Origin of the sequence: Paraburkholderia sp., from assembly GCF_036488505.1 — a bacterium.
Lineage (GTDB): Bacteria > Pseudomonadota > Gammaproteobacteria > Burkholderiales > Burkholderiaceae > Paraburkholderia.
Genome location: NZ_DASXHN010000527.1, coordinates 1 through 19555, shown reverse-complemented (window position 1 = coordinate 19555; position 19555 = coordinate 1). Strand labels below are relative to the sequence as shown.

Below are 19555 nucleotides of genomic sequence, written 5' to 3'. Positions count from 1 at the left end.
CTCCTGCCGAGCGGCACAACCTGGGCAATCAGCGCGGCCATCGGGAAATGAACGCCGGCCTGGCCTTGTGACCGCTCACCGACGGCGGTCTTCCGGCAGGCAGGGCTTGACGCCGAGCGATTCCGCCTTGCGGACGAGGTCCGGCATCGAGCGCGCATTCATTTTTCGCATCACCTGTCCACGATGGACCTTGACCGTGATCTCGCTCAGGTTCATCTCAGAGGCAATCTGCTTGTTCAGCAGACCAGACAAGACAAAGCTCATCACCTCTTTCTCGCGCGGCGATAGAGACTCGTACAAAGCCCGCAGCCCGGTGAGCGCAGCTTCTGCCGCGAGCCGCTCGCTGTCTTTGGCCAGAGCCTGGGCAACTGCGTCGAGCATGTCCTGGTCTTTAAACGGCTTGGCAAGGAAATCGAGCGCGCCAGCCTTCATTGCCCTCACCCCCATCTCGATGTCTCCATGACCGGTCATGAATACGACGGGAATCTGCATGCCGCTATTAACGATTTGCTGATGAAAAGCCATGCCGCTTCTTCCGCGGAGCCGCACGTCCAGAATGAGGCAGCTCGGCCCCGTTGAGTGAGGAAACCGGAGAAATTCGTCCGGGGACTCGAAGGTTTCGACGCGTAGGCCCACGGAGCGCAGAAGCAGGTCAAGGGCGCGCCGCATTCCCCCGTCATCATCGACAATGTAGATGACGGAACCGTCAGTTGCTCCAGGTTCATGCGTCACTGGTCTGGTCGGTCTAGCAATCATTTGGGCACCTCGCGAAGCGCAATGCGGTCGTCCCCCGCTTGCCTGCCGCAATCTTACGCCGCCACTATTGCGCGCGTCGCCGGATCCCCGACAGCTTGCGGCAAGGATTCGTTGGCCGGCACGAAATCCCGAGTTTGCCCTGTATTCATCGACCGCTTACCACTCGACAGTCGCGCCGAATGGTCACTTCCGTCGTGCGCATCGACTTGCCAACGCTCGCGGATCTGATCGGCAACCGGGTAAAGTCATTGTAGGCCGTTGCGAGTCGCAACCTTACGACTTCGACTGGCCCTATTCTTCGGCCCGCGCCCCGTTCAACAGCGCGACGGAACGTCAGGTGTCGGCCCTGATTGCTGGCCGACAACAGAGATCAATGACCATCGCGAACTGTCAGACGATTAGGCGTGTTTGCCTGACTGCAGGCTCGGCCCTCTACTGCGCACGCCGTTTGACTGATGAAATGCCGGTGCTGCGCAAACGCCCTCCGCAACAGGGCCGGCGGCATGGGCAGAGCGTGTCGTTCTGCTGTTCGATGCACCGAAGCCCACGCACGGAGGACAGGTGTGGGCGACCAACACTGCCGGGCACGGGGGCAGCTTCCAGCTTCGCCTTCCATTGGATTCGCGGCGGCGCGTGATGAACGGCAGAGCGGCGCCAGCCTCGCGGACAGCTTATACATTCGTATTATTTCCGTGTGGTCGTTTGCAAGCTACGATCGATTTGAGTCGCGTGCCACACCGTTGCGTGCGGCAAGCTCCGCTTCCAGTGTGCCGAGGCCCGTCGCTTGTGTCCTTTCAAATGATTTCCATCGTCGACGACGACGAGGGTTGCCGGATGGCGGCCGCGAGTCTGGTTCGTTCGCTAGGATGGCAGGCAACCGTGTTTGCGTCGGCGCAAGAGTTTCTGCAGTCGGGGCTGATCGACCAAACGTCATGCGTCATTTCGGATATACGCATGCCCGGCTTGTCCGGAATCGAGATGCACGACCGCCTGCTCGCCCTCGGTTACGCAATTCCGATAATTTTCGTCACCGGGTTCCCGACTGCTGCCCTTGAGGCCGAAATCCAGGCCAGAGGTGCGCCCCCTTTGTTCGCGAAGCCCGTTGATGCCGGCATTGTCGAGCAACTGCTCAATCTGTTGCTGGATTCGCGATAGCGTTGCTGGAGTTGCGATAGCGTCGCCGCTTCTGCGCAACACCGCCGTCATGCCGCGCCGCACGATGCTGGCCGTCTCAGTGTCATTTCCCCTCACCGTCCGACGACATCTGCCCGCATGGTTTCATGTCGGCGGAGCTTGCCGCTTGAACGAGAACTTTATTACGAACGACGCATTGGGTCGCCTGCGGCAACTGCGCGAGTTATACGCGAGTATGAGATGCCTATCCACATGCGCCGGCGTTTGAACCGTTCGTAGAATGGTTTGCTGTGCGTCGCACCTGTACATTGTTCTCAAGGCCAATGCGCAACTGATGCACCTGAGCCGGTCAGTCCTTTTGATCACAGTTCCCTCAATGAGGACGCGACCTGGAGGGGGTTTCTCGACGATCGATTGCCGCCGTTCGAGTCGCGGCTTGTGCCGTACACCTTCTGGGCAATCGTGGCCCATCTCGGCAGCCGGTGGCGGCCGTCGCAATTGCGGCATACGCGAAGGAGGAGCAGACGATGATGACCATCGTGCTTGTCTACATGTCCAGCTTCCTCGCCGTCGTGGCGACCGTACTTGTGGCGATGATCAAGAGCACGGCGCGTCGAAACCATTGAAACGAGGAAATGTCGTATCTATCCGCGACCGTTATCCGTATCTGCGTGATTCAGGCACGCCGATTTTCGACCTTGTGGAGGTTCTGATGTTCATTCAGCCCGATCAGATAGCGCTGCCTTTTTCATTCGCACTCGGTCTATGCGCGTGGGCAAACGCCGTATACGCGCAAGCCGTCGCAGAGGGCTTTATTCGCGAGCCATGGGAACCTGACGATGCGACCGTCCGGCGACTGCGGGCTTACTTCCACACTGGTCTGTCGCCTGCCGAAGCTGCGAGCGCCTGCTTCTGTCTGAACCACTAGTGCGGACCCGGCGCGAGCAGGCCATCAGGGTGAAGCCGCCCGTCGCGCCGAAGTTCATTGGTCGCCGTATTCATTCGATCCGCAGCGGATCACCATCGAATTCGACCAGGCAGCCGAAGCCGCCATGAAACAGCGCTTCACGCGCGTCTTCCGCCTTTCCCATTGCGGCGATCTCGGCCGCGTACAGTTCGGCATCGTCTTCCGGCACGAACCCGAGATAGCGCACGTTGGCGTTATCCCAGCGATTGCGCGCGTTATTGGAAACGCCATACACGACCGCGAAGTGAAAGTCCGGATAGTCGATACAGCGGCGCGCCACCTGGACCATGTCCCGATGGCTGATCCATGTGAAGAGGTGGCGGGGTGCGGTTGGCCGGTCGTCCGGGCGGAACGAGCCGATGCGGATGCACGCGACCGACATGCCGTGCTTGTCGGCGTACATCCGGCCAAGCGCCTCGCCGAACACCTTCGAGATGCCGTAGCGGCTATCCGGGCGCGGCTCGACGCTGTTGTCGATCATCCGGTCGCGACGATGAAACCCCACCGCATGGTTCGAACTCGCGAACACCACCCGCTTCACGCCCGCTTGCCGCGCCGCTTCGAACACGTTGTAGCAACCCTCGATGTTCATATCGCGGATGCGCTCCCAGCGGTCCTCGTCAGGAATGCCGGCAAGATGCACAACGACGTCGACACCCTCCATGGCGGGCAGCAGATCTTCGAGCCGCGTGATGTCCGCGGTCACGATTTCCTCCCCTGCCTGCGCCGGCGCCTGCGGCGCAATATCGGCGAGGCGCAGTGCATAGTGCCCCTGGAAACCGGCGCGCAGCACGCGTCCAATGTGACCGGCCGCGCCGGTGATCAGTACTCGAGTCATTGACACCCTCTATGTGATTGGGCAAATACGGTTAATCGGTGACGCCCTTCTGTACGGCGTAGCCGGCCGAGCGGCGATGGTGCGCTTCCAGATAAGCATCGCGCGATGGCACCAGGTGCTCCCGGCATAATCTGATCAGCGATTCGCGGTCGCCGGTGCGCAGCGCCTCGATCATCTGGCGGTGGTCGGCGCGCGCCTTCTCGAGATACTGGGGAAACACGATGGAGACAGAACGGATCGCATGCGTGCGGCGTTCATACTCGCGGATCGCTTCGGTGAGAACCTGGCTTTCCGACAACGCAAAGAACGCACGGTGAAACGCCATGTTCGCGCGGAACACGCGCCGCAGATCGCCCGCGATCGCTGCGTCGTCGTGCTCTGCCTGAATCGCCGTCAACCCATCGAGTGCCTCGCTACTGACCGGAAAAACGATTCGCCTCGCCGCGTCTGCTTCCAGCAATTCGCGCAGCGCATACAGTTCGGTTACTTCGCGTGGCGTAAACGACTTGACCACCGCGCCGACATTCTTGCGGCGCTCCACCAGGCCGCGCCGCTCCACCTCTGTCAGCACTTGACGTGCGACGTGCCGTTTCAGGTTGAAGCGCTCGCACAGATCGTCTTCCACCAGCCGTTCGCGCGGATGCAGGACGCCCAGGACGATCTGTTCCTCGAGCTCGTCAGCGACGTTGCGCAGTGTCTCGTCGACATTGCGGTCGCGTTCGACCGTCTTCGCAGTGCGTGCATTGGAGCGTTTGGGCGTGGCAGCGTCGTTCATAAAAGGGTCCGCAAAATGATCCAAGCCGCGAGCCTATACGAAAATATCGGGTTAATCGCTGTTTCCGTTGCCGGGAACGGTTGCGGTCATCCGGGCCGCTTGCAGAAAGTCGAAGTCGCAGCCTTGGTCGGCCTGAGTGATCGTCGTCAGGAAGAGCTTGCGATAACCACGCTCTTCGGGATCAACCTGGCGCGCCGGCAACGCGGCGAGACGGGCTGCAATTTCGTCGTCACTGAGGGCAAGTTCGATCGACCGCTCTGTCACGCTCAGGCGAATCCGGTCGCCAGTCTGCACGATCGCGAGAGGGCCGCCGATCGCCGCCTCGGGTGTAACGTGCAAGACCACTGTGCCCGAAGCCGTTCCGCTCATGCGGCCATCGGAAATGCGCACCATGTCCTTCACGCCCAGGCGGCCGAGCTTGCGCGGAATCGGAATGTAGCCCGCTTCCGGCATGCCGGGGGCGCCGACCGGACCGATCCGCTTGAGCACGAGGACGTCCTGCGCGTCCACGTCGAGTTCCGGATCGTCGATGCGGCGAGCCAGGTCCTCCGCGTCCTCGAAAACAACGGCTCGCCCTTCGTGCTCCATCAGGCTGGCGCTTGCCGCTGACTGCTTGATGATCGCGCCGCCCGGCGCGAGGTTGCCACGCAGCACTGCAATACCGCCTTGCGGAAAGATCGGGCGGTCAAACGGGCGCACGACTTCTTGCGCGAAGCTTGCCGGCGCGGCGTCCAGCTCCTCGCCGAGCGTACGACCAGTCACGGTCAGCGCATCCAGATGCAGCAGCCCTCTGATCTCGCGCATCACCGTGGTCAACCCTCCGGCGCGATGCAGGTCTTCCATGTAGTGCTGCCCGGACGGCTTCAAATCGACGAGCACCGGCGTTTCACGCGCCATCCGGTCGAGCTGCTGAAGATCGATCTGAATCCCGAGCCGGCCCGCGATCGCCGTGAGGTGAATGATGCCGTTGGTCGAGCCGCCGATTGCCAGCAGCACCCGCAACGCGTTTTCGATCGCCTTGGGCGTCAGGATTTTCGCCGGGCTCAGGTCCTGACCGATCATCGCCACGGCCTGCGCGCCGGTGCGCTCGGCAATGCGCACGCGATCGGCGGTCACGGCAGGCGCCGACGCACCGCCCGGCAGCATGATGCCCAACGCTTCCGCGATGCAAGCCATCGTGCTTGCGGTTCCCATCACCGAGCAGGTTCCGACTGTTGCCACGAGCTGATTGTTGACCGCTTCGATCTCGGCTTCGTCGATCTGGTCGCCGCGGAAACTCGCCCAGAAACGACGGCAGTCCGTGCATGCGCCCACCCGTTCACCGCGATGCGAGCCCGTAAGCATCGCACCCGTCACCAGTTGAATGGCCGGAACGCCCGCCGCCGCCGCACCCATCAACTGGGCCGGGACGGTTTTGTCGCAGCCACCGATCAGCACCACTGCATCCATTGGCTGGGCGCGGATCATCTCCTCCGTGTCCATCGACATCAGGTTGCGCAGGTACATGCTGGTCGGATGCGAAAAGCTCTCGGCAATCGAAATCGTCGGAAATTCGACAGGCAGCCCGCCGGCCAGCATCACGCCGCGCTTGACCGCCTCGATCAATTGCGGCGCGTTGCCATGGCACGGGTTGTAGGCGCTGCCCGTGTTGGCGATGGCGACGATCGGACGCGTTAGCGCGTCGTCGGTATAGCCCGCCCCCTTGATGAACGCCTTGCGCAGAAAAAGCGAGAAACCTTCGTCGCCGTAGTTGGTCAGGCCCTGCCGCAAGCCGCTTTTCTTGTCGCTCATTGCTGCTCCCAGAAATCTTCGATGAAATTATCAATAATCTTGACGGCGATGTTACCGATACTTATAGTCTGTCCGCAAGCGATTCTTTTGGGTCGCGCTCGATGCCGCCTATCCCGCTCTGTCCAACCGCATTCCCCGAGGTCTTCATGAAGCATGTCGTGGCCTATCGTTCGTTGCCTCCTGCCGTGCTGGGGCTACTTCGTGCGCACTGTTGCGTCGAAGTGGTCGACGTATCCTCCGGCGATCTCGCGCCGTTCAAACGCGCGCTGGGCACGGCTGATGGAATGGTCGGCAAAAATCTCAAGATAACGCCCGAGATCCTCGATGCAGCGCCTTTGCTACAGGTTGCGTCCACCATTTCGGCGGGCTTCGATGCTTTCGATGTCGCCGAACTGTCGCGCCGCGGCATCGTTCTGACCAACACGCCGGAAGAAGTCACGGAAACCACCGCCGACCTCGTGTTCAGTTTGATTCTCGCGACCGCCCGGCGGATCTCCGAACTTGCCGACTGGACCCGGCGCGGCCAGTGGACGCGTACTATCGGCGACGCGCAATTCGGGGTCGACGTGCATCACAAAACGCTCGGAATCGTCGGGCTTGGCCGCATCGGCAGCGCGGTGGCCAAGCGTGCCGCGCTCGGCTTCGGCATGGACGTGATCTATTCCAACCGCTCGCGCAACCCCGAAGCGGAGGAACGCTACGGCGCGCAATGGCGCCCGCTTCCCGAACTGCTCGCGAGTGCGGATTTCGTCTGCGTACTGGTACCGCTATCGCCCGCCACCGACCGCCTGATCGGCAGCGCCGAACTCTCGGCCATGAAGCCCTCGGCCATTCTCATCAACTGCGCTCGCGGACAGATCGTCGACGAGGCAGCCCTCATCGCGCATCTGCGCGAAGGCCGCATTCTCGGCGCGGGTCTCGACGTGTTCGAACGCGAACCGGTGGCGCCGGACTCGCCACTGCTTCAGCTACCGAACGTGGTAGCGGTGCCGCATATCGGTTCCGCTACGCGACAGACGCGCGAGAACATGGCCATGCGCGCGGTGCGCAATCTCATCGATGCACTCGACGGCAAGCTGTCGTCGACCTGTGTCAATCCTGAAGCGCTTCACGCCCGCTCGTCTGCGCAACAGATCGCCGGCTGAATGGCGCGAAACACTGTCACCTCAATCAAAAGGAACACGCGATGACCTCAGTCAACCGGCCCCGCGGCGTCTACTCGCCCGTGGTCACGCCGTTCACACGAGACCTTCTTCCCGATCACGAGCGTTATGTCCGTCATTGCCGATGGCTGATCGAACAGGACGTCGGACTCGCTGTTTTCGGCACCAACTCGGAAGCGAATTCGCTGGCGGTCAGCGAGAAAATGAAACTGCTCGAAACGTTGGTTGGCGCAGGCATTCCGCTCGATCGCCTGATGCCGGGCACCGGCTGCTCCGCACTCACCGACTCGGTCGAGCTGACACGCCATGCGCTTTCGCTCGGGGTGAACAATGTGCTGATGCTCCCGCCGTTCTACTACAAAGGCGTCACCGACGAAGGCCTGTTCCGCAGCTATGCGCAGATCATCGAGCGCGTGGGTTCGGACGCGCTGCGCATTTATCTGTATCACATCCCGCCCGTGTCCCAGGTGCCGCTCAGCCTGGCGCTGATCGAACGGCTGCTCGCTGCTTTCCCCGGCGTAATCGCCGGCGTGAAGGACAGTTCGGGCGACTGGAGCAACACTCAGGCCATGCTCGAGCGCTTCCAGCCGCATGGCTTCGATGTGTTCGCCGGCAGTGAAACCTTTTTGCTGGCCACCATGCGTGCGGGTGGCGTCGGCTGTATCACGGCGACCGGCAACGTCAATCCGGCGGCGATCGTGCAGTTGTATCGTGATTGGCAATCGGCCGACGCCGATGCCCGTCAGGCCGCGCTCGATGCCACGCGTGCGGTGTTCGCCCGGTTCCCGATGATCCCCGCGCTGAAGGCCGCGATCGGCGTGTATTCGAACGACCCGGACTGGGGCGTCGTCCGTCCTCCTCTCGTCGATCTGACGCCAGCGCAGTGCGGTGCGCTCGCCGCCGCATTGCGCGAAATCGGCTTCTCGATGCCGGGGGTCAAAGCCACCGCCTGATGTGCTGCAAACCCACCCGCCGGTTGCATGCGCAACCGGCGGTCTTCCCAGCTATTCGTTACTTCGGCTTCAGGCCCAATCGTCGAGCGCGTATTCGTTCAGCGCGGCTTCATCGAAGTCGAAACCCAAACCAGGACGCGTCGGCACGCTCAGCTTGCCGTCTGCGAACGACAGTTGCGTATCCACTAGCCGACGGAAATTCAGCACCTGATCGTCAGGAAAAAATTCGACGTAGCGCGCGTTGGGCGTCGACGCCACCAGATGCACATGCAGATCGTGGAACCAGTGCGGGCACATCGTCACACCCACGGCCGCGGCCGACGCCGCAATCCGTCGCCATTCGCTGATCCCGCCGCATACCGCCGCGTCCGACTGAAGGATCATGGCCGCGCGCTTGTCGAGCAGCGCCTGATGCCGCCAGCGCCCCGCTTCTATCTCACCGGTCGCCACGGTCACCGGCGTGCGCCGACTCAGTTGCGCATGGTTTTCGATGTCATCCGGACCGAACGGCTCTTCGATCCAGTACGGATTGAATGGCTCGTACCGGCGCATGTATTCGAGCGCGGTCGGAACGTCGGACCACGCGTTGTTGGCATCGAGCATCAGCAGCACGTCGTCGCCGATCGCTTCTCGTGCCGCCCGGACCCGCGCTTGCTCGCTGCGCGGATCGAGCCGCCCCACCTTCATCTTCACGGCGCGAAAGCCGAGTGCCACGTATGCCGCCATCTCCTCGCCGAGATGCTCAGGCGTCTTGCCTTCGAGGTAGTAACCGCCGCTGGCGTAGGCCGGCACGGCGCTACATGTGCCGCCGAGATACCGGCTCAACGGCAAGCCGGTAGCGCGTGCGTTGCGGTCCCACAACGCGATGTCGAGAATGGACAGCGCCCGCATGACCGAGCCGGCACGACCTTGCAGCAATGACTCGTCGTACATGGCGCACCACGAGCCTTCGACATCGAGCGCGGAGCGCCCGCGCAATAGCGGCGCGAACAATTCGCGCACCGCATAGGTGACCAGCATGCCGGCGCGGTTGCCGCTATAGCAAAAGCCGATGCCATAGTGGTCATCGGCTGTCCTGACCCGCACGACGGTGTAGTCGCGGGCGGTCACGAGGCGGGTCGAAAATGCCGTATGGCGGTCGAGCGGCACGCGGATGGTGCGCGCCTCCACCGAAACGATCCGCGCACGCGCGTCGTAGCCGGCTTGTTCAGGTCCAACGATCACGTGTTGCATAGCGGTGGATGGTCTCGAAAAAAGATGACGATGCTCACGGGACGGCGCGTCGGCAACGCGCCCGGTCGCTGCGGGCCGAGCCGCCGTGCCGCCCTGACGCTTGCGTGCTGCGCGAGTCGTTATGCAGGCGTGGTGTGCGTCTCGACCGGCGCGCCTGCCGGGCGCCGCCCGATGACCAGCAGCATGGCCAACACGCCGACCAGATCGACCGCGGCGCCGAGCATGAAGCCGCTGCTGTAGCCGCCAAGGTACTGGACCGCCAAACCCATCATGGTCGGACCGACGATGCCCGAAATGTTGCTCATCAGGTGAACGAAGCCGCTTACGCCGCCAAGATGCCGGCCCGGCACGAGCTCATGCATGATGGCCCAGCACGCTTGCGACGAAGCCGTCAGGAACAGCACGGCAAACGCGACGAGCACTACCGCGGGCGTCACGGAATCGACCATGCTGACGCCCAACAGGGCGACGCCCGACAGCGCGAGCGGCACGATCGCCGACACCTTGCGCGCCAGCAGTTTGTTGCTCGCGCGCTTGAAATACGCGTCGGCGACGAGGCCTCCGCCGAAGTATCCGATGCCGCCGCATGCCCAGGGCACTGCGCTCAGAATGCTCATGTGCTGCATGTCGAGATGCAGCGCATTGGTGAAATAGCTCGGCATCCACGAGATGAACACGAACAGCGTGTAGTTCACCGCAAACAGCCCAACGCCAAGCGCGAGCGTGGCCGGGCGAAACAGGTAGCTGCGCAGCGGCGTAGTCTCGTCGCCGGCTTCTGCCGGATGCGCCGCGCTACGGCTCGCTTCGATCATCTCGCGTTCGGCCTCGCCAACCCGCGCGCTTTGCGCCGGCTTATCGGTCGCGAACATACGCCAGGCGACGATCCACGCCAGCCCGAGCGCCGCGATGATGACAAACGACGTGCGCCAGCCATAAGCAATGGCAATCAGTCCCACCACCGGCCCAGCGATTGCGCTGCCTACCGTCTGGCCGGAGAACGTGAAGCCGACCATGGTTGCGGTTTCCTGGCGGGGAAACCAGTTGGTGATGGTCCGGTTGGTCGTCGAATTCATCGGACCTTCGCCAAAGCCGAACAGCGCCCGGAAGACCAGCAGCGTGCCGAAGCCGGTCGCGGCGGCAGTCAGGCCGCACAGAACGGACCACGTTCCCATCGCCCAGGAAAACACCCGGCGCGGGCCGTACTTGTCAGCCAGCTGGCCACCGACGAATGCGAAGATGGAATAGCCGAAGAAAAAACTGCTGAATACCACGCCGAGTTCCGACGGTGAAAGATTGAGCTCCTTGTTGAGGACAGGCGCGACGACGCCGAGCGCCGCGCGGTCCATGTAATTGATCGCGCCCGCGATAAACAGCAGCAAGGCGACAATGTAGCGATACTTCCCGGTTTTCATGTTGTCTCTGTTTCCATGTGAGGATACCGACTGTTGTTATCTGGCTCTGGTGTCGGGTGCTGGGGCGTACTACTTGTTGACAAGCGTGGCGGGCAGCCGCGTCAGAATGAGACACGCGGAGATGATCAGCGAGCCTGCAATCAGAAACAGACTCGAATCAAGCGAATGCGTGACCGTCTTTAGCCATCCCACCAGCGCGGGGCTGACGAACCCGGCGAGATTGCCGGTCGAATTGATCAATGCAATGCCGGCGGCCGCGCCGGTGCCGCCGAGAAAAGACGTGGGCAACGCCCAGAACATCGGTAACGCCGTAATCACGCCCGACGCGGCCAGCGTCAAACCAAGCAACGCTATGTACGTGTTGTTGCCCGCGTAGGCGCATGTCACGAAACCCACAGCCGCCATACATTGCGGCAACACGACGTGCCAGCGGCGTTCGCGCGTGCGGTCCGCGTGGCGGCCGACCAGGATCATCAGAATCAGCGCGGCAAGATACGGTACGACGGTGAGCAGGCCGATGGTGAAGGGGTCCGTGATTCCAGAACTTTTGATGATGGTGGGCTGCCAGAAGCCAACCGCATAAGAGCCCATCACGATACCGAAGAGAATCGTGCACAGCGTCCACACTTTCAGCGACGTGAAGACCTGCCGCACGGAACCATGGCTTTTGGTGCGTGCCTCCGCATCGATTTCCGATGCAATGAACTCGCGGTCTTCAATCGGCAGCCACTTTGCGTCCTTCACGCGGTCGTCGAGAAACCAGAAAATAACGGCTGCCAGGATCAGCGCGGGGACAGCTTCGAGAATGAACAGCCACTGCCAGCCAGCCAGCGACGCGTTCCCTCCCATGCGCTGCATGATGAAGCCGGAAATCGGGCCGCCAACGATGCCCGCCACCGGGTTGCCCGCCATCAGGAAAGCGATCATCTTGCCGCGCCGGTGCGACGGAAACCAGTACGTGAGATACAGCACCAGCCCCGGGAAAAAGCCCGCTTCGGCCACGCCCAGAAAGAAACGCAGTACGTAGAACATGGTGGGTGTCGTGACCCACGCGGTCGCGGCCGACAGCACGGCCCATGTGAGCATGATCCGGGCGATCCAGCGGCGTGCGCCGAGCCGGTGCAGCAGCAGGTTGCTCGGCACCTCGAAGAAGAAATACCCGATGAAGAAGATGCCGGCGCCGAAGCCGTACATCGCTTCGCTAAAGTTCAGATCGCCGAGCATCTGAAGCTTGGCGAAGCCCACGTTGACCCGATCCAGGTATGCCACCACGTAGCAGACGAACAGCAAGGGCATGAAGCGCCAGGTCACTCGCGTGTAAATGGAGTCGCTCGCCCCGCTGTCAGGTATGGGTATTGCCGGGATCTGGGTAGTCAACGGCTGTCTCCGCTATTGATTCGACTGGTTACAGGGCGGCGGCTTTCTTATGGGTATCAATGGCCGGTCGCCGTCGCGATACGCTGAGTCACAAACGACTCAGCTCATGATGCCGATCTGCCACGGCACGAATTCGTGGTCGCCGAGCCCGAGCATTTCGCTTTTTGTGCGCTCGCCCGACGCGGCGGCAAGAATAGCGTCGAAGATCTTCTGGCCCGTGCTCTGAATCGACGCAACCCCATCCAGGATGCCGCCGCAGTTCAGATCCATGTCTTCGCTCAGACGGGTATACATCGGCGTGTTGGTGGCGAGCTTCAGCGATGGCACGGGCTTGGCGCCGAACATCGAACCGCGCCCTGTGGTAAAGGCAATGAGATTGGCGCCGCCGGCAATCTGCCCGGTCGCGGAGACCGGGTCGAAACCGGGCGTGTCCATGAATACGAGCCCGGGCTGCGCCACCCGTTCGGCGTATCGATACACTTGCATCAGCGGGCCGGTACCGCCCTTCATCGCCGACCCGATCGACTTTTCGAAAATGTTCGCCAGTCCGCCCACCTGATTGCCGGGGCTGACCTGCCCATTGATCTGAACGTCCCGGCCGACCGAATACTCGTCTTTCCACCAGCGGATCCGCTCAATCAGTTTTTCACCGACTTCGCGGCTCACAGCACGCCGCGTAAGCGTATGTTCGACGCCGTAGATTTCGGGTGTTTCGGAGAGGATGGCGGTGCCGCCATGACGGACCAGCAAGTCCATCGCCGCGCCAAGCGAAGGATTGGCGGTGATCGACGAAAAGCCGTCCGAGCCGCCGCATTGCAGACCGATTTTCAGGTGGCTCGCGGCAACTGTCGTGCGCTTCACGCGATTGGCATCGGGCAGCAGCGCCCGGACCGCAGCCACGCCGGCCTCGATGGTCCGGCGCGTGCCGCCGTTTTCCTGCATGATGAACGTGTGCAGCCGGGCATCGGGCTTCAGGCCTTCCTGATCCATCAATCCCGCCAGCTGGTTACGCTCGCATCCGAGTCCGACGATCAGCGCCGCAGCGAGATTGGGATGGCGCGCATAACCCGCCATGGTTCGGCGCAGCAGCGCCATCGGTTCACCGCTCATTTCCATGCCGCACCCGATCGAGTGCGTGAATGCAACCACGCCGTCCACGTTCGGGTAGTCCGCCAGTCGTTCCGGCGTGAACCATTCGGCGATCTTGTGCGCAACCGTGGCCGAACAATTGACTGTCGACAGCACGCCGATGTAGTTGCGCGTCGCAACCTCGCCGTTATCTCGCACGATGCCCTGGAACGTGGCGCGACTGGCTTCGGGCACCATCTCGACGGGCCGGTAATCGGCGCCGAATGCGTAGTCCCGGTCGAACTCCCGGAACTCGACGTTATGGCTATGAACCATCGTGCCGGGCGCTATATCGGTCGCCGCGAAACCGATCACGACGTTGTATTTGCGAACCGGCTCGCCTTTCTGGATGGGCGCCGCCGCGATCTTATAACCTGCGGCCACCTGGCTGCGGCACACAAAACCTTCTGCCGGTACCGCCGTACCGATTGCGACGTCGATGCGCGCGATCACGACGTTGTCAGCGGGATGCAACCGGATCACCGGCCCGGTCACGTTCTTGTTGGTCATCTCAGTCATCAGGCATTGCCCTTCCAAAAATTTGCGCCGGGCGTTCAAAAAAGGGATACACCGAGTAATCGCTTTCTCACATAGCCACGTCCGCCGAGGCGCCGTCACGCGAATTTCGTGCGCTCCGCGCATCTTATGGCACTTCCATTTGCAATTCAAGAGAAAGCGCTTACTCGTTTGCCTATATACTACCGGTCCTGCCGCCGCGTACGCGGACATGCCGGGCACCCGAACAGGAGATTGAGATGTGGCAACAAGCTGAGCGATACCCGGACCCCCGGGTGATTTCGCTGGACCCTTCCTTCGATAAATATCGCGTGGCCTTTTCGGCTGTCGAGCGGCTGGCTACCGGCTACCGGTGGACCGAAGGTCCGGTATGGTTCGGCGATGGGCGCTACCTGCTGTGGAGCGACATTCCGAACAACCGGATGCTCAAATGGGAGGAAGAAACGGGCGTGGTCAGCGTGTTCCGCAAACCTTCGAACTACGCGAACGGCAACACGCGCGACAGGCAGGGGCGGCTCGTTACGTGCGAGCACGGCCGCCGCGTTACCCGCACCGAATACGACGGCAGCATCACCGTCCTTCTCGATTCCTTCGAAGGCAAGCCGCTTAATTCCCCCAATGATCTGGTCGTGAAGTCGGACGGCTCCATCTGGTTCACTGATCCGCCGATGGGTATTGCCGGGCACTACGAGGGAATCAAGGCGGAGCAGGAACTTCCGCACTCCGTGTATCGGATCGACGGTGCGACGGGCGAAGCGTCCATCGTCACGCGCGACCTGAAAGGGCCGAACGGCCTGTGCTTTTCGCCCGACGAGAAACTGCTCTACATCATCGAATCACGCGGGGTGCCGAACCGGATGATTCATGTTTATGAAATCTCTGCGGACGGCCGCGAAATCGGCAAAGGACGCGTGTTCCACGACGCGGGAGCCGGCACGATCGACGGAATGCGCGCGGACATCGACGGCAACTTGTGGTGCGGCTGGGGGATGGGCAACGACGAACTCGACGGCGTCATGGTCATTTCGCCGCAAGGGAAAATGATTGGCCGAATCGCGCTGCCGGAGCGCTGCGCGAATTTGTGTTTTGGCGGACGCGCGCGCAACCGGCTGTTCATGGCGTCGTCGCAGTCCATTTACGCGGTCCACGTCAACACGCAGGGCGCCCTGGGTGGGTGAGCCGGTTCGCCACGAAACGTATTCGAGCCACCGGCATGCACCGGGGGCGACACTTCACTTCCAAACACTGACTTGATCAACCTGACATGCAAAGCAAACCCGTATTGACCGTTGTAGAAGCGACGAAACTCCTCGAAGCCGCGCGCACGGAAGCCGAGAAAAACCAGTGGGCCGTCACGATCGCGGTGGTGGATGACGGCGGTCATTTGCTGGCCCTGCTCCGTCTCGACGGCTGTGCGCCAATAAGCGCTTACATCGCGACCGAAAAGGCGCGCACCTCAGCGCTCGGCCGACGTGAATCGAAACAGTACGAAGACATGATCAATGGCGGGCGGACCGCGTTCCTGAGCGCACCGCTAGCCGGCACGCTGGAAGGCGGCGTGCCGGTCATGGCCGGCGGGCACGTGGTGGGCGCGGTGGGCGTGTCCGGTGTCAAGCCGGACCAGGATTCGCAAGTGGCCAGAACCGCAGCAAACAGCCTCAACGGCTGATTGATCGATACACGAAATTGTTGGAGCAAATGATGGGTGAAATGATTGAGCGCAATGGTCTGCGGGTCGCGGCTGTCCTGAGCAAATTCGTCGACGATGAAGCGTTGAGTGGGACCGGCATCGACAGCGAAGCCTTCTGGAAAGGCTTCGATGCCCTCGTCCACGACCTCGCCCCGAAAAACCGCGCGCTGCTCGCAGAACGCGATCGCCTGCAAGCGGAGCTGGACCAATGGCACCGGGCAAATCCCGGGCCAGTGCGCGATCTGAAAGCGTACCGCGCCTTTCTTGAAAGCATCGGCTACATCGTGCCGGCGAGCGCAACCGTGCAGGCGACGACCGAGAACGTCGACACCGAAATCGCCGGGCAAGCCGGCCCGCAACTGGTCGTACCGCTTTCAAATCAGCGCTACGCGCTCAACGCCGCGAATGCGCGCTGGGGCAGCCTGTACGATGCGCTATACGGCACCGACGCGATCCCCGAAACGGACGGCGCGGAGCGCACCGCTCGCTTCAACCCGATCCGCGGTGCACGCGTGGTCGCCCGCGCCCGCGCATTCCTCGATGAAGCGGCGCCACTCGCCAACGGCTCGCACGTCGACGCCATCGCGTATCGCGTGGAGGGCGGCAAGCTCGCCGTCACGCTCCAGCAGGGCTCGTCGCCATTGCAGGTTGCCGCGCAGTTCATCGGCTTTCAGGGCGACGCGGGCTCCCCTTCCGCGGTCCTGCTCAAGCATCACGGCCTGCACTTCGAGATCCAGATCGACGCAACGGATCCGATCGGCAAGCTCGACCCGGCACGCGTGAAAGACGTGCTGATGGAAGCGGCTGTGTCGACGATTATCGATTGTGAAGACTCGGTGGCCGCCGTCGATGCCGCCGACAAGGTTCAGCTCTACCGTAACTGGACTGGCCTCGCGAAAGGCGATCTGACCGAGCAAGTCACCAAGAACGGCAAGACCTTCACGCGTCGCCTGAATGCCGATCGCAAATACACCGCGCCGGACGGCTCTACGGTGACGCTGCATGGCCGCTCGTTGCTGTTCATCCGCAACGTCGGGCATTTGATGACGAATCCGGCCATCGTCGATCGCGACGGTCACGAGATTCCCGAAGGCATTCTGGATGCCGTGATGACATCGCTGGGCGCGATGCATGATCTACAAAACAGGTTCAATTCGCGAACTGGATCGATCTACATCGTCAAACCGAAGATGCACGGCCCGGCCGAAGTCGCGTTCGCCAATGAGCTGTTCGGCCGCGTCGAAGATCTGCTAGGGCTGCCGCGCCATACCATCAAGATGGGCATCATGGACGAAGAACGCCGCACCAGCGTCAATCTGCAGGCCTGTATCGCGGCGGCCGCGGCGCGCGTGGCGTTCATCAATACGGGCTTTCTGGATCGCACCGGCGACGAGATGCACAGCGCGATGGAAGCCGGTCCGATGATGCGCAAGGGCGATATGAAATCGTCGGCATGGATCGCGGCTTACGAGCGCAATAACGTGCTGGCCGGCCTCAGCTCGGGACTGCGAGGACGCGCGCAGATCGGCAAGGGCATGTGGGCGATGCCCGACCTGATGCACGCGATGCTCGAACAAAAGATCGCGCATCCGCGAGCGGGCGCCAACACGGCCTGGGTGCCGTCGCCGACAGCCGCGACGCTGCACGCGCTGCACTACCATCAAGTCGATGTCCAAGCCGTGCAGCGAGAGTTGGAGAAAACCGGCTACGACAGCGTACGCGATGAATTGCTCAACGGCTTGCTGACCATTCCGGTAGTCGAAAAAGCGCAGTGGTCGGATCAGGCAATCCGCGAGGAAATAGAGAACAACGCACAAGGGATTCTGGGTTACGTGGTGCGCTGGATCGATCAGGGCGTCGGATGCTCGAAGGTGCCCGATATTCACGATATTGGTCTGATGGAAGACCGCGCGACGCTGCGCATTTCGAGCCAGCACATTGCGAACTGGCTGCGTCACGGCGTGGTGTCGGAAGCGCTGGTGAACGAAACGTTCGAGCGCATGGCGAAGGTGGTCGATGCGCAGAACGCCGACGACCCGCATTACCAGCCAATGACCGGTCACCTGGAAACATCGCTCGCGTTCAAGGCGGCGAAGGCGCTGGTTTTTGAAGGGCGGACGCAACCTGCAGGGTATACCGAGCCATTGCTGCACAAGTTCCGACTCGGCGCGAAGTCGTAGGCGCACATTCCCGGTCGCGACCGGGAGCCGGCTCCCCATGCGTCGCTGGCGGCGATCGTCGCCGGCCAGCGACAGCCCGCGCTCGGCCATTATTTGAACTGGAACCGCCAGCTGCACTCACTCCGCGACACTTTCCGCGTAATGCCTTTGCCCGCGCAAACGCTTTGCAATTCTGCCCAACGCGTACCACTGTTGCGCGATCACCCCGTTGCCATACAAACGGGCTGCACCATCGGGCACGGGTAGTTGGTCGCGGATGCCGGTCGGCTCGACCGCTGGGTTCCATGAAGCGGTGCCCAACAGCATGTCCCACCATGGAAACAGCACGCCGAAATTGCAACCGTAAGCGGTGCCTTCGTGGCCGTAGCCCACCGCATGATGACGGCGGTGAAAGCTCGGGCTGACAATGATGCGCTCGAGCAGCCAGCCATATGGCAGCCGTGCATTGACGTGCTGGATGCTCTGCATGAAGTTGCTGACTGCGACCAGCACCACGAACTGGTTCGGCTGCACGCCGATAAACAGCGAGATCGCAGCGAAGAACGCGACCTGCATGATGTCGTCGAGAAAGTGGTTGCGGTCATCGGCCCACAGCGACATCTGCTGCTGGCTGTGATGCACCGCATGCAGTTCCCACCAAACCCCGAAACGATGCTGCCAGCGGTGATACCAGTAGCCGGCGAAATCGAGCACGACCAGGTAGATCAGGAACGACACCACTGGCTGATCCGTCACGCCCGGCCAGAGACTGTCGATGTCGATGTTCGGTATGCGGTAGATCGCGATCAGACTCTGCCAGTGATCGAATAGCGGCTGCAGCATCACGAAGAATGCGATATTGATGATGCCGAGCTTGACGATCCATGTGTAGACCACGTCGGCGCGCAGCGCCTTGCGATCCTGCCACGGCTCGACGGGGCGCAGCGCTTCGAGCGGCCTTAACGCGACATACGTGACGACGATTTCCAGCACGCCGATGATGACCCAATACAGTGCGTCGTAGGTATCTTCGTCGTAGCCCATCAAGCCGAAGCGATAGAAAAACGGCTGCACCACATCGACATATAACAGCGTCTGCAGCGCGGACACCAGGTTGTCGAGTTGCGCGACTATTTGATGAAACATCAGAATCCTCATGTTCTGCCAGTTCTGCGACTGCTTGCGCAATGGCAAGTTCGAGACGACTCGGCGACCTTAGTCCGGATTGGGCGACACGACCGGCGCACGGTTGTAAAAATAGATGCCGTGCGGCGAGCGGCCTACCGCAATCGTGTCGATCAGCTTGCGAGTGGTCAGATCGATGACTCCCACATGCCTCGCAAAACGGAATCCCACCCATAGATAGCGCTTGTCGGCAGATAGTTCCATGTCGTCGGGCCCAGGCATCAGGCCGGTGATATCGCCGACATTGGTGAGCGTTGTGAAGTCGATGATGCTGATGGTGCTGTCGACGCGATTGGAGACCACCACATGCTTGCCGTCGTCTAGGTTGCGGAAATTGTGGGCGCCACGGCCCGTGTGGATCTTCTTGACGATCTGCTGCTTGTGCCAGTCCACCACCGTGACGTCGTCTTCGCCGGTCATACCGACCAGCAGATAGTGTTCGCCAGGAACCATCCACAAACCCGCGGGCTGATTGCCC

General features: G+C 61.9%; 16 protein-coding genes. 6 read left to right on the top strand and 10 right to left on the bottom strand.

Going from position 1 to position 19555, the window contains the following annotated elements; all coding sequences use genetic code 11:
• Positions 1 to 75: 75 nt before the first annotated feature.
• Complete coding sequence (locus tag VGH68_RS29905) at positions 76 to 756, bottom strand: response regulator transcription factor (RefSeq protein WP_331607357.1); 681 nt, start codon at positions 754 to 756, stop codon at positions 76 to 78.
• A 798-nt stretch (positions 757 to 1554) separates the two neighbouring features.
• On the opposite strand from VGH68_RS29905, the gene VGH68_RS29900 reads away from it, so the two are divergent.
• The gene (locus VGH68_RS29900; protein ID WP_331607356.1) at positions 1555 to 1911 is read left to right on the top strand and encodes a response regulator; all 357 of its coding nucleotides are present in this window, start codon (positions 1555 to 1557) and stop codon (positions 1909 to 1911) included.
• Between the two features lie 977 nt (positions 1912 to 2888).
• Here the strand turns inward: VGH68_RS29900 and VGH68_RS29895 are convergent.
• The 3 genes from VGH68_RS29895 to VGH68_RS29885 are packed head-to-tail and all read right to left on the bottom strand — an operon-like array spanning position 2889 to position 6261.
• Positions 2889 to 3695 (bottom strand): NAD(P)-dependent oxidoreductase, encoded by an 807-nt coding sequence (locus VGH68_RS29895; protein WP_331607355.1) that lies wholly within the window; start codon positions 3693 to 3695, stop codon positions 2889 to 2891.
• A gap of 31 nt (positions 3696 to 3726) precedes the next feature.
• Positions 3727 to 4470 carry a GntR family transcriptional regulator gene (locus VGH68_RS29890; RefSeq protein ID WP_331607354.1) on the bottom strand — a complete coding sequence of 248 codons (744 nt, stop codon included), beginning with the start codon at positions 4468 to 4470 and terminating at the stop codon, positions 3727 to 3729.
• A 51-nt stretch (positions 4471 to 4521) separates the two neighbouring features.
• Positions 4522 to 6261 carry an IlvD/Edd family dehydratase gene (locus tag VGH68_RS29885; protein WP_331607353.1) on the bottom strand — a complete coding sequence of 580 codons (1740 nt, stop codon included), beginning with the start codon at positions 6259 to 6261 and terminating at the stop codon, positions 4522 to 4524.
• A 146-nt stretch (positions 6262 to 6407) separates the two neighbouring features.
• Between VGH68_RS29885 and VGH68_RS29880 the strand changes: the two genes are divergently transcribed.
• Positions 6408 to 7406, top strand: coding sequence for a D-glycerate dehydrogenase (locus VGH68_RS29880; RefSeq protein ID WP_331607352.1), 999 nt, complete (start codon positions 6408 to 6410; stop codon positions 7404 to 7406).
• Between the two features lie 41 nt (positions 7407 to 7447).
• Positions 7448 to 8377 carry a dihydrodipicolinate synthase family protein gene (locus VGH68_RS29875; RefSeq protein WP_331607351.1) on the top strand — a complete coding sequence of 310 codons (930 nt, stop codon included), beginning with the start codon at positions 7448 to 7450 and terminating at the stop codon, positions 8375 to 8377.
• A gap of 69 nt (positions 8378 to 8446) precedes the next feature.
• Here VGH68_RS29875 and VGH68_RS29870 read toward each other — a convergent pair whose 3' ends face one another.
• The 4 genes from VGH68_RS29870 to VGH68_RS29855 all read right to left on the bottom strand — a co-directional run bounded on the left by VGH68_RS29870 (position 8447) and on the right by VGH68_RS29855 (position 14046).
• Positions 8447 to 9610, bottom strand: coding sequence for a mandelate racemase/muconate lactonizing enzyme family protein (locus VGH68_RS29870; RefSeq protein WP_331607350.1), 1164 nt, complete (start codon positions 9608 to 9610; stop codon positions 8447 to 8449).
• 119 nt (positions 9611 to 9729) lie between these two features.
• Entirely contained in the window at positions 9730 to 11022 is a 1293-nt protein-coding gene (locus tag VGH68_RS29865; RefSeq protein WP_331607348.1) for an MFS transporter, read from the bottom strand.
• Between the two features lie 69 nt (positions 11023 to 11091).
• Positions 11092 to 12318 carry an MFS transporter gene (locus VGH68_RS29860; RefSeq protein ID WP_331607347.1) on the bottom strand — a complete coding sequence of 409 codons (1227 nt, stop codon included), beginning with the start codon at positions 12316 to 12318 and terminating at the stop codon, positions 11092 to 11094.
• Positions 12319 to 12498: 180 nt separating this feature from the next.
• Positions 12499 to 14046, bottom strand: a complete 1548-nt coding sequence (locus tag VGH68_RS29855) for an altronate dehydratase family protein (protein ID WP_331607346.1) — start codon at positions 14044 to 14046, stop codon at positions 12499 to 12501.
• A 236-nt stretch (positions 14047 to 14282) separates the two neighbouring features.
• On the opposite strand from VGH68_RS29855, the gene VGH68_RS29850 reads away from it, so the two are divergent.
• The 3 genes from VGH68_RS29850 to VGH68_RS29840 all read left to right on the top strand — a co-directional run bounded on the left by VGH68_RS29850 (position 14283) and on the right by VGH68_RS29840 (position 17913).
• Positions 14283 to 15221: an SMP-30/gluconolactonase/LRE family protein gene (locus tag VGH68_RS29850; protein ID WP_331607345.1), complete on the top strand. Its 939-nt coding sequence runs from the start codon at positions 14283 to 14285 to the stop codon at positions 15219 to 15221.
• An 86-nt stretch (positions 15222 to 15307) separates the two neighbouring features.
• A complete protein-coding gene (locus VGH68_RS29845; RefSeq protein WP_331607344.1) occupies positions 15308 to 15712 on the top strand; it encodes a heme-binding protein in 405 nt (134 codons plus the stop codon).
• 32 nt (positions 15713 to 15744) lie between these two features.
• Entirely contained in the window at positions 15745 to 17913 is a 2169-nt protein-coding gene (locus tag VGH68_RS29840; RefSeq protein WP_331607343.1) for a malate synthase G, read from the top strand.
• Between the two features lie 117 nt (positions 17914 to 18030).
• Here the strand turns inward: VGH68_RS29840 and VGH68_RS29835 are convergent, their stop codons facing one another.
• Together VGH68_RS29835 and VGH68_RS29830 are read right to left on the bottom strand one after the other, a co-directional pair.
• Positions 18031 to 19038 (bottom strand): sterol desaturase family protein, encoded by a 1008-nt coding sequence (locus VGH68_RS29835; RefSeq protein WP_331607342.1) that lies wholly within the window; start codon positions 19036 to 19038, stop codon positions 18031 to 18033.
• Positions 19039 to 19107: 69 nt separating this feature from the next.
• Positions 19108 to 19555 (bottom strand): YncE family protein (locus VGH68_RS29830; protein WP_414697011.1); only part of this gene is annotated, 448 nt, incomplete at its 5' end.

Excerpts from the sequence above, each read along its gene's own strand:
- VGH68_RS29905 (WP_331607357.1), bottom strand. The coding sequence starts at position 756 with ATGATTGCTAGACCGACCAGACCAGTGACGCATGAACCTGGAGCAACT.
- VGH68_RS29885 (WP_331607353.1), bottom strand. The coding sequence starts at position 6,261 with ATGAGCGACAAGAAAAGCGGCTTGCGGCAGGGCCTGACCAACTACGGC.
- VGH68_RS29870 (WP_331607350.1), bottom strand. The coding sequence starts at position 9,610 with ATGCAACACGTGATCGTTGGACCTGAACAAGCCGGCTACGACGCGCGT.
- VGH68_RS29900 (WP_331607356.1), top strand. The coding sequence starts at position 1,555 with ATGATTTCCATCGTCGACGACGACGAGGGTTGCCGGATGGCGGCCGCG.
- VGH68_RS29855 (WP_331607346.1), bottom strand. The coding sequence starts at position 14,046 with ATGACTGAGATGACCAACAAGAACGTGACCGGGCCGGTGATCCGGTTG.
- VGH68_RS29835 (WP_331607342.1), bottom strand. The coding sequence starts at position 19,038 with ATGTTTCATCAAATAGTCGCGCAACTCGACAACCTGGTGTCCGCGCTG.
- VGH68_RS29860 (WP_331607347.1), bottom strand. The coding sequence starts at position 12,318 with ATGCCCTTGCTGTTCGTCTGCTACGTGGTGGCATACCTGGATCGGGTC.
- VGH68_RS29845 (WP_331607344.1), top strand. The coding sequence starts at position 15,308 with ATGCAAAGCAAACCCGTATTGACCGTTGTAGAAGCGACGAAACTCCTC.
- VGH68_RS29850 (WP_331607345.1), top strand. The coding sequence starts at position 14,283 with ATGTGGCAACAAGCTGAGCGATACCCGGACCCCCGGGTGATTTCGCTG.
- VGH68_RS29895 (WP_331607355.1), bottom strand. The coding sequence starts at position 3,695 with ATGACTCGAGTACTGATCACCGGCGCGGCCGGTCACATTGGACGCGTG.
- VGH68_RS29875 (WP_331607351.1), top strand. The coding sequence starts at position 7,448 with ATGACCTCAGTCAACCGGCCCCGCGGCGTCTACTCGCCCGTGGTCACG.
- VGH68_RS29880 (WP_331607352.1), top strand. The coding sequence starts at position 6,408 with ATGAAGCATGTCGTGGCCTATCGTTCGTTGCCTCCTGCCGTGCTGGGG.
- VGH68_RS29890 (WP_331607354.1), bottom strand. The coding sequence starts at position 4,470 with ATGAACGACGCTGCCACGCCCAAACGCTCCAATGCACGCACTGCGAAG.
- VGH68_RS29840 (WP_331607343.1), top strand. The coding sequence starts at position 15,745 with ATGGGTGAAATGATTGAGCGCAATGGTCTGCGGGTCGCGGCTGTCCTG.
- VGH68_RS29865 (WP_331607348.1), bottom strand. The coding sequence starts at position 11,022 with ATGAAAACCGGGAAGTATCGCTACATTGTCGCCTTGCTGCTGTTTATC.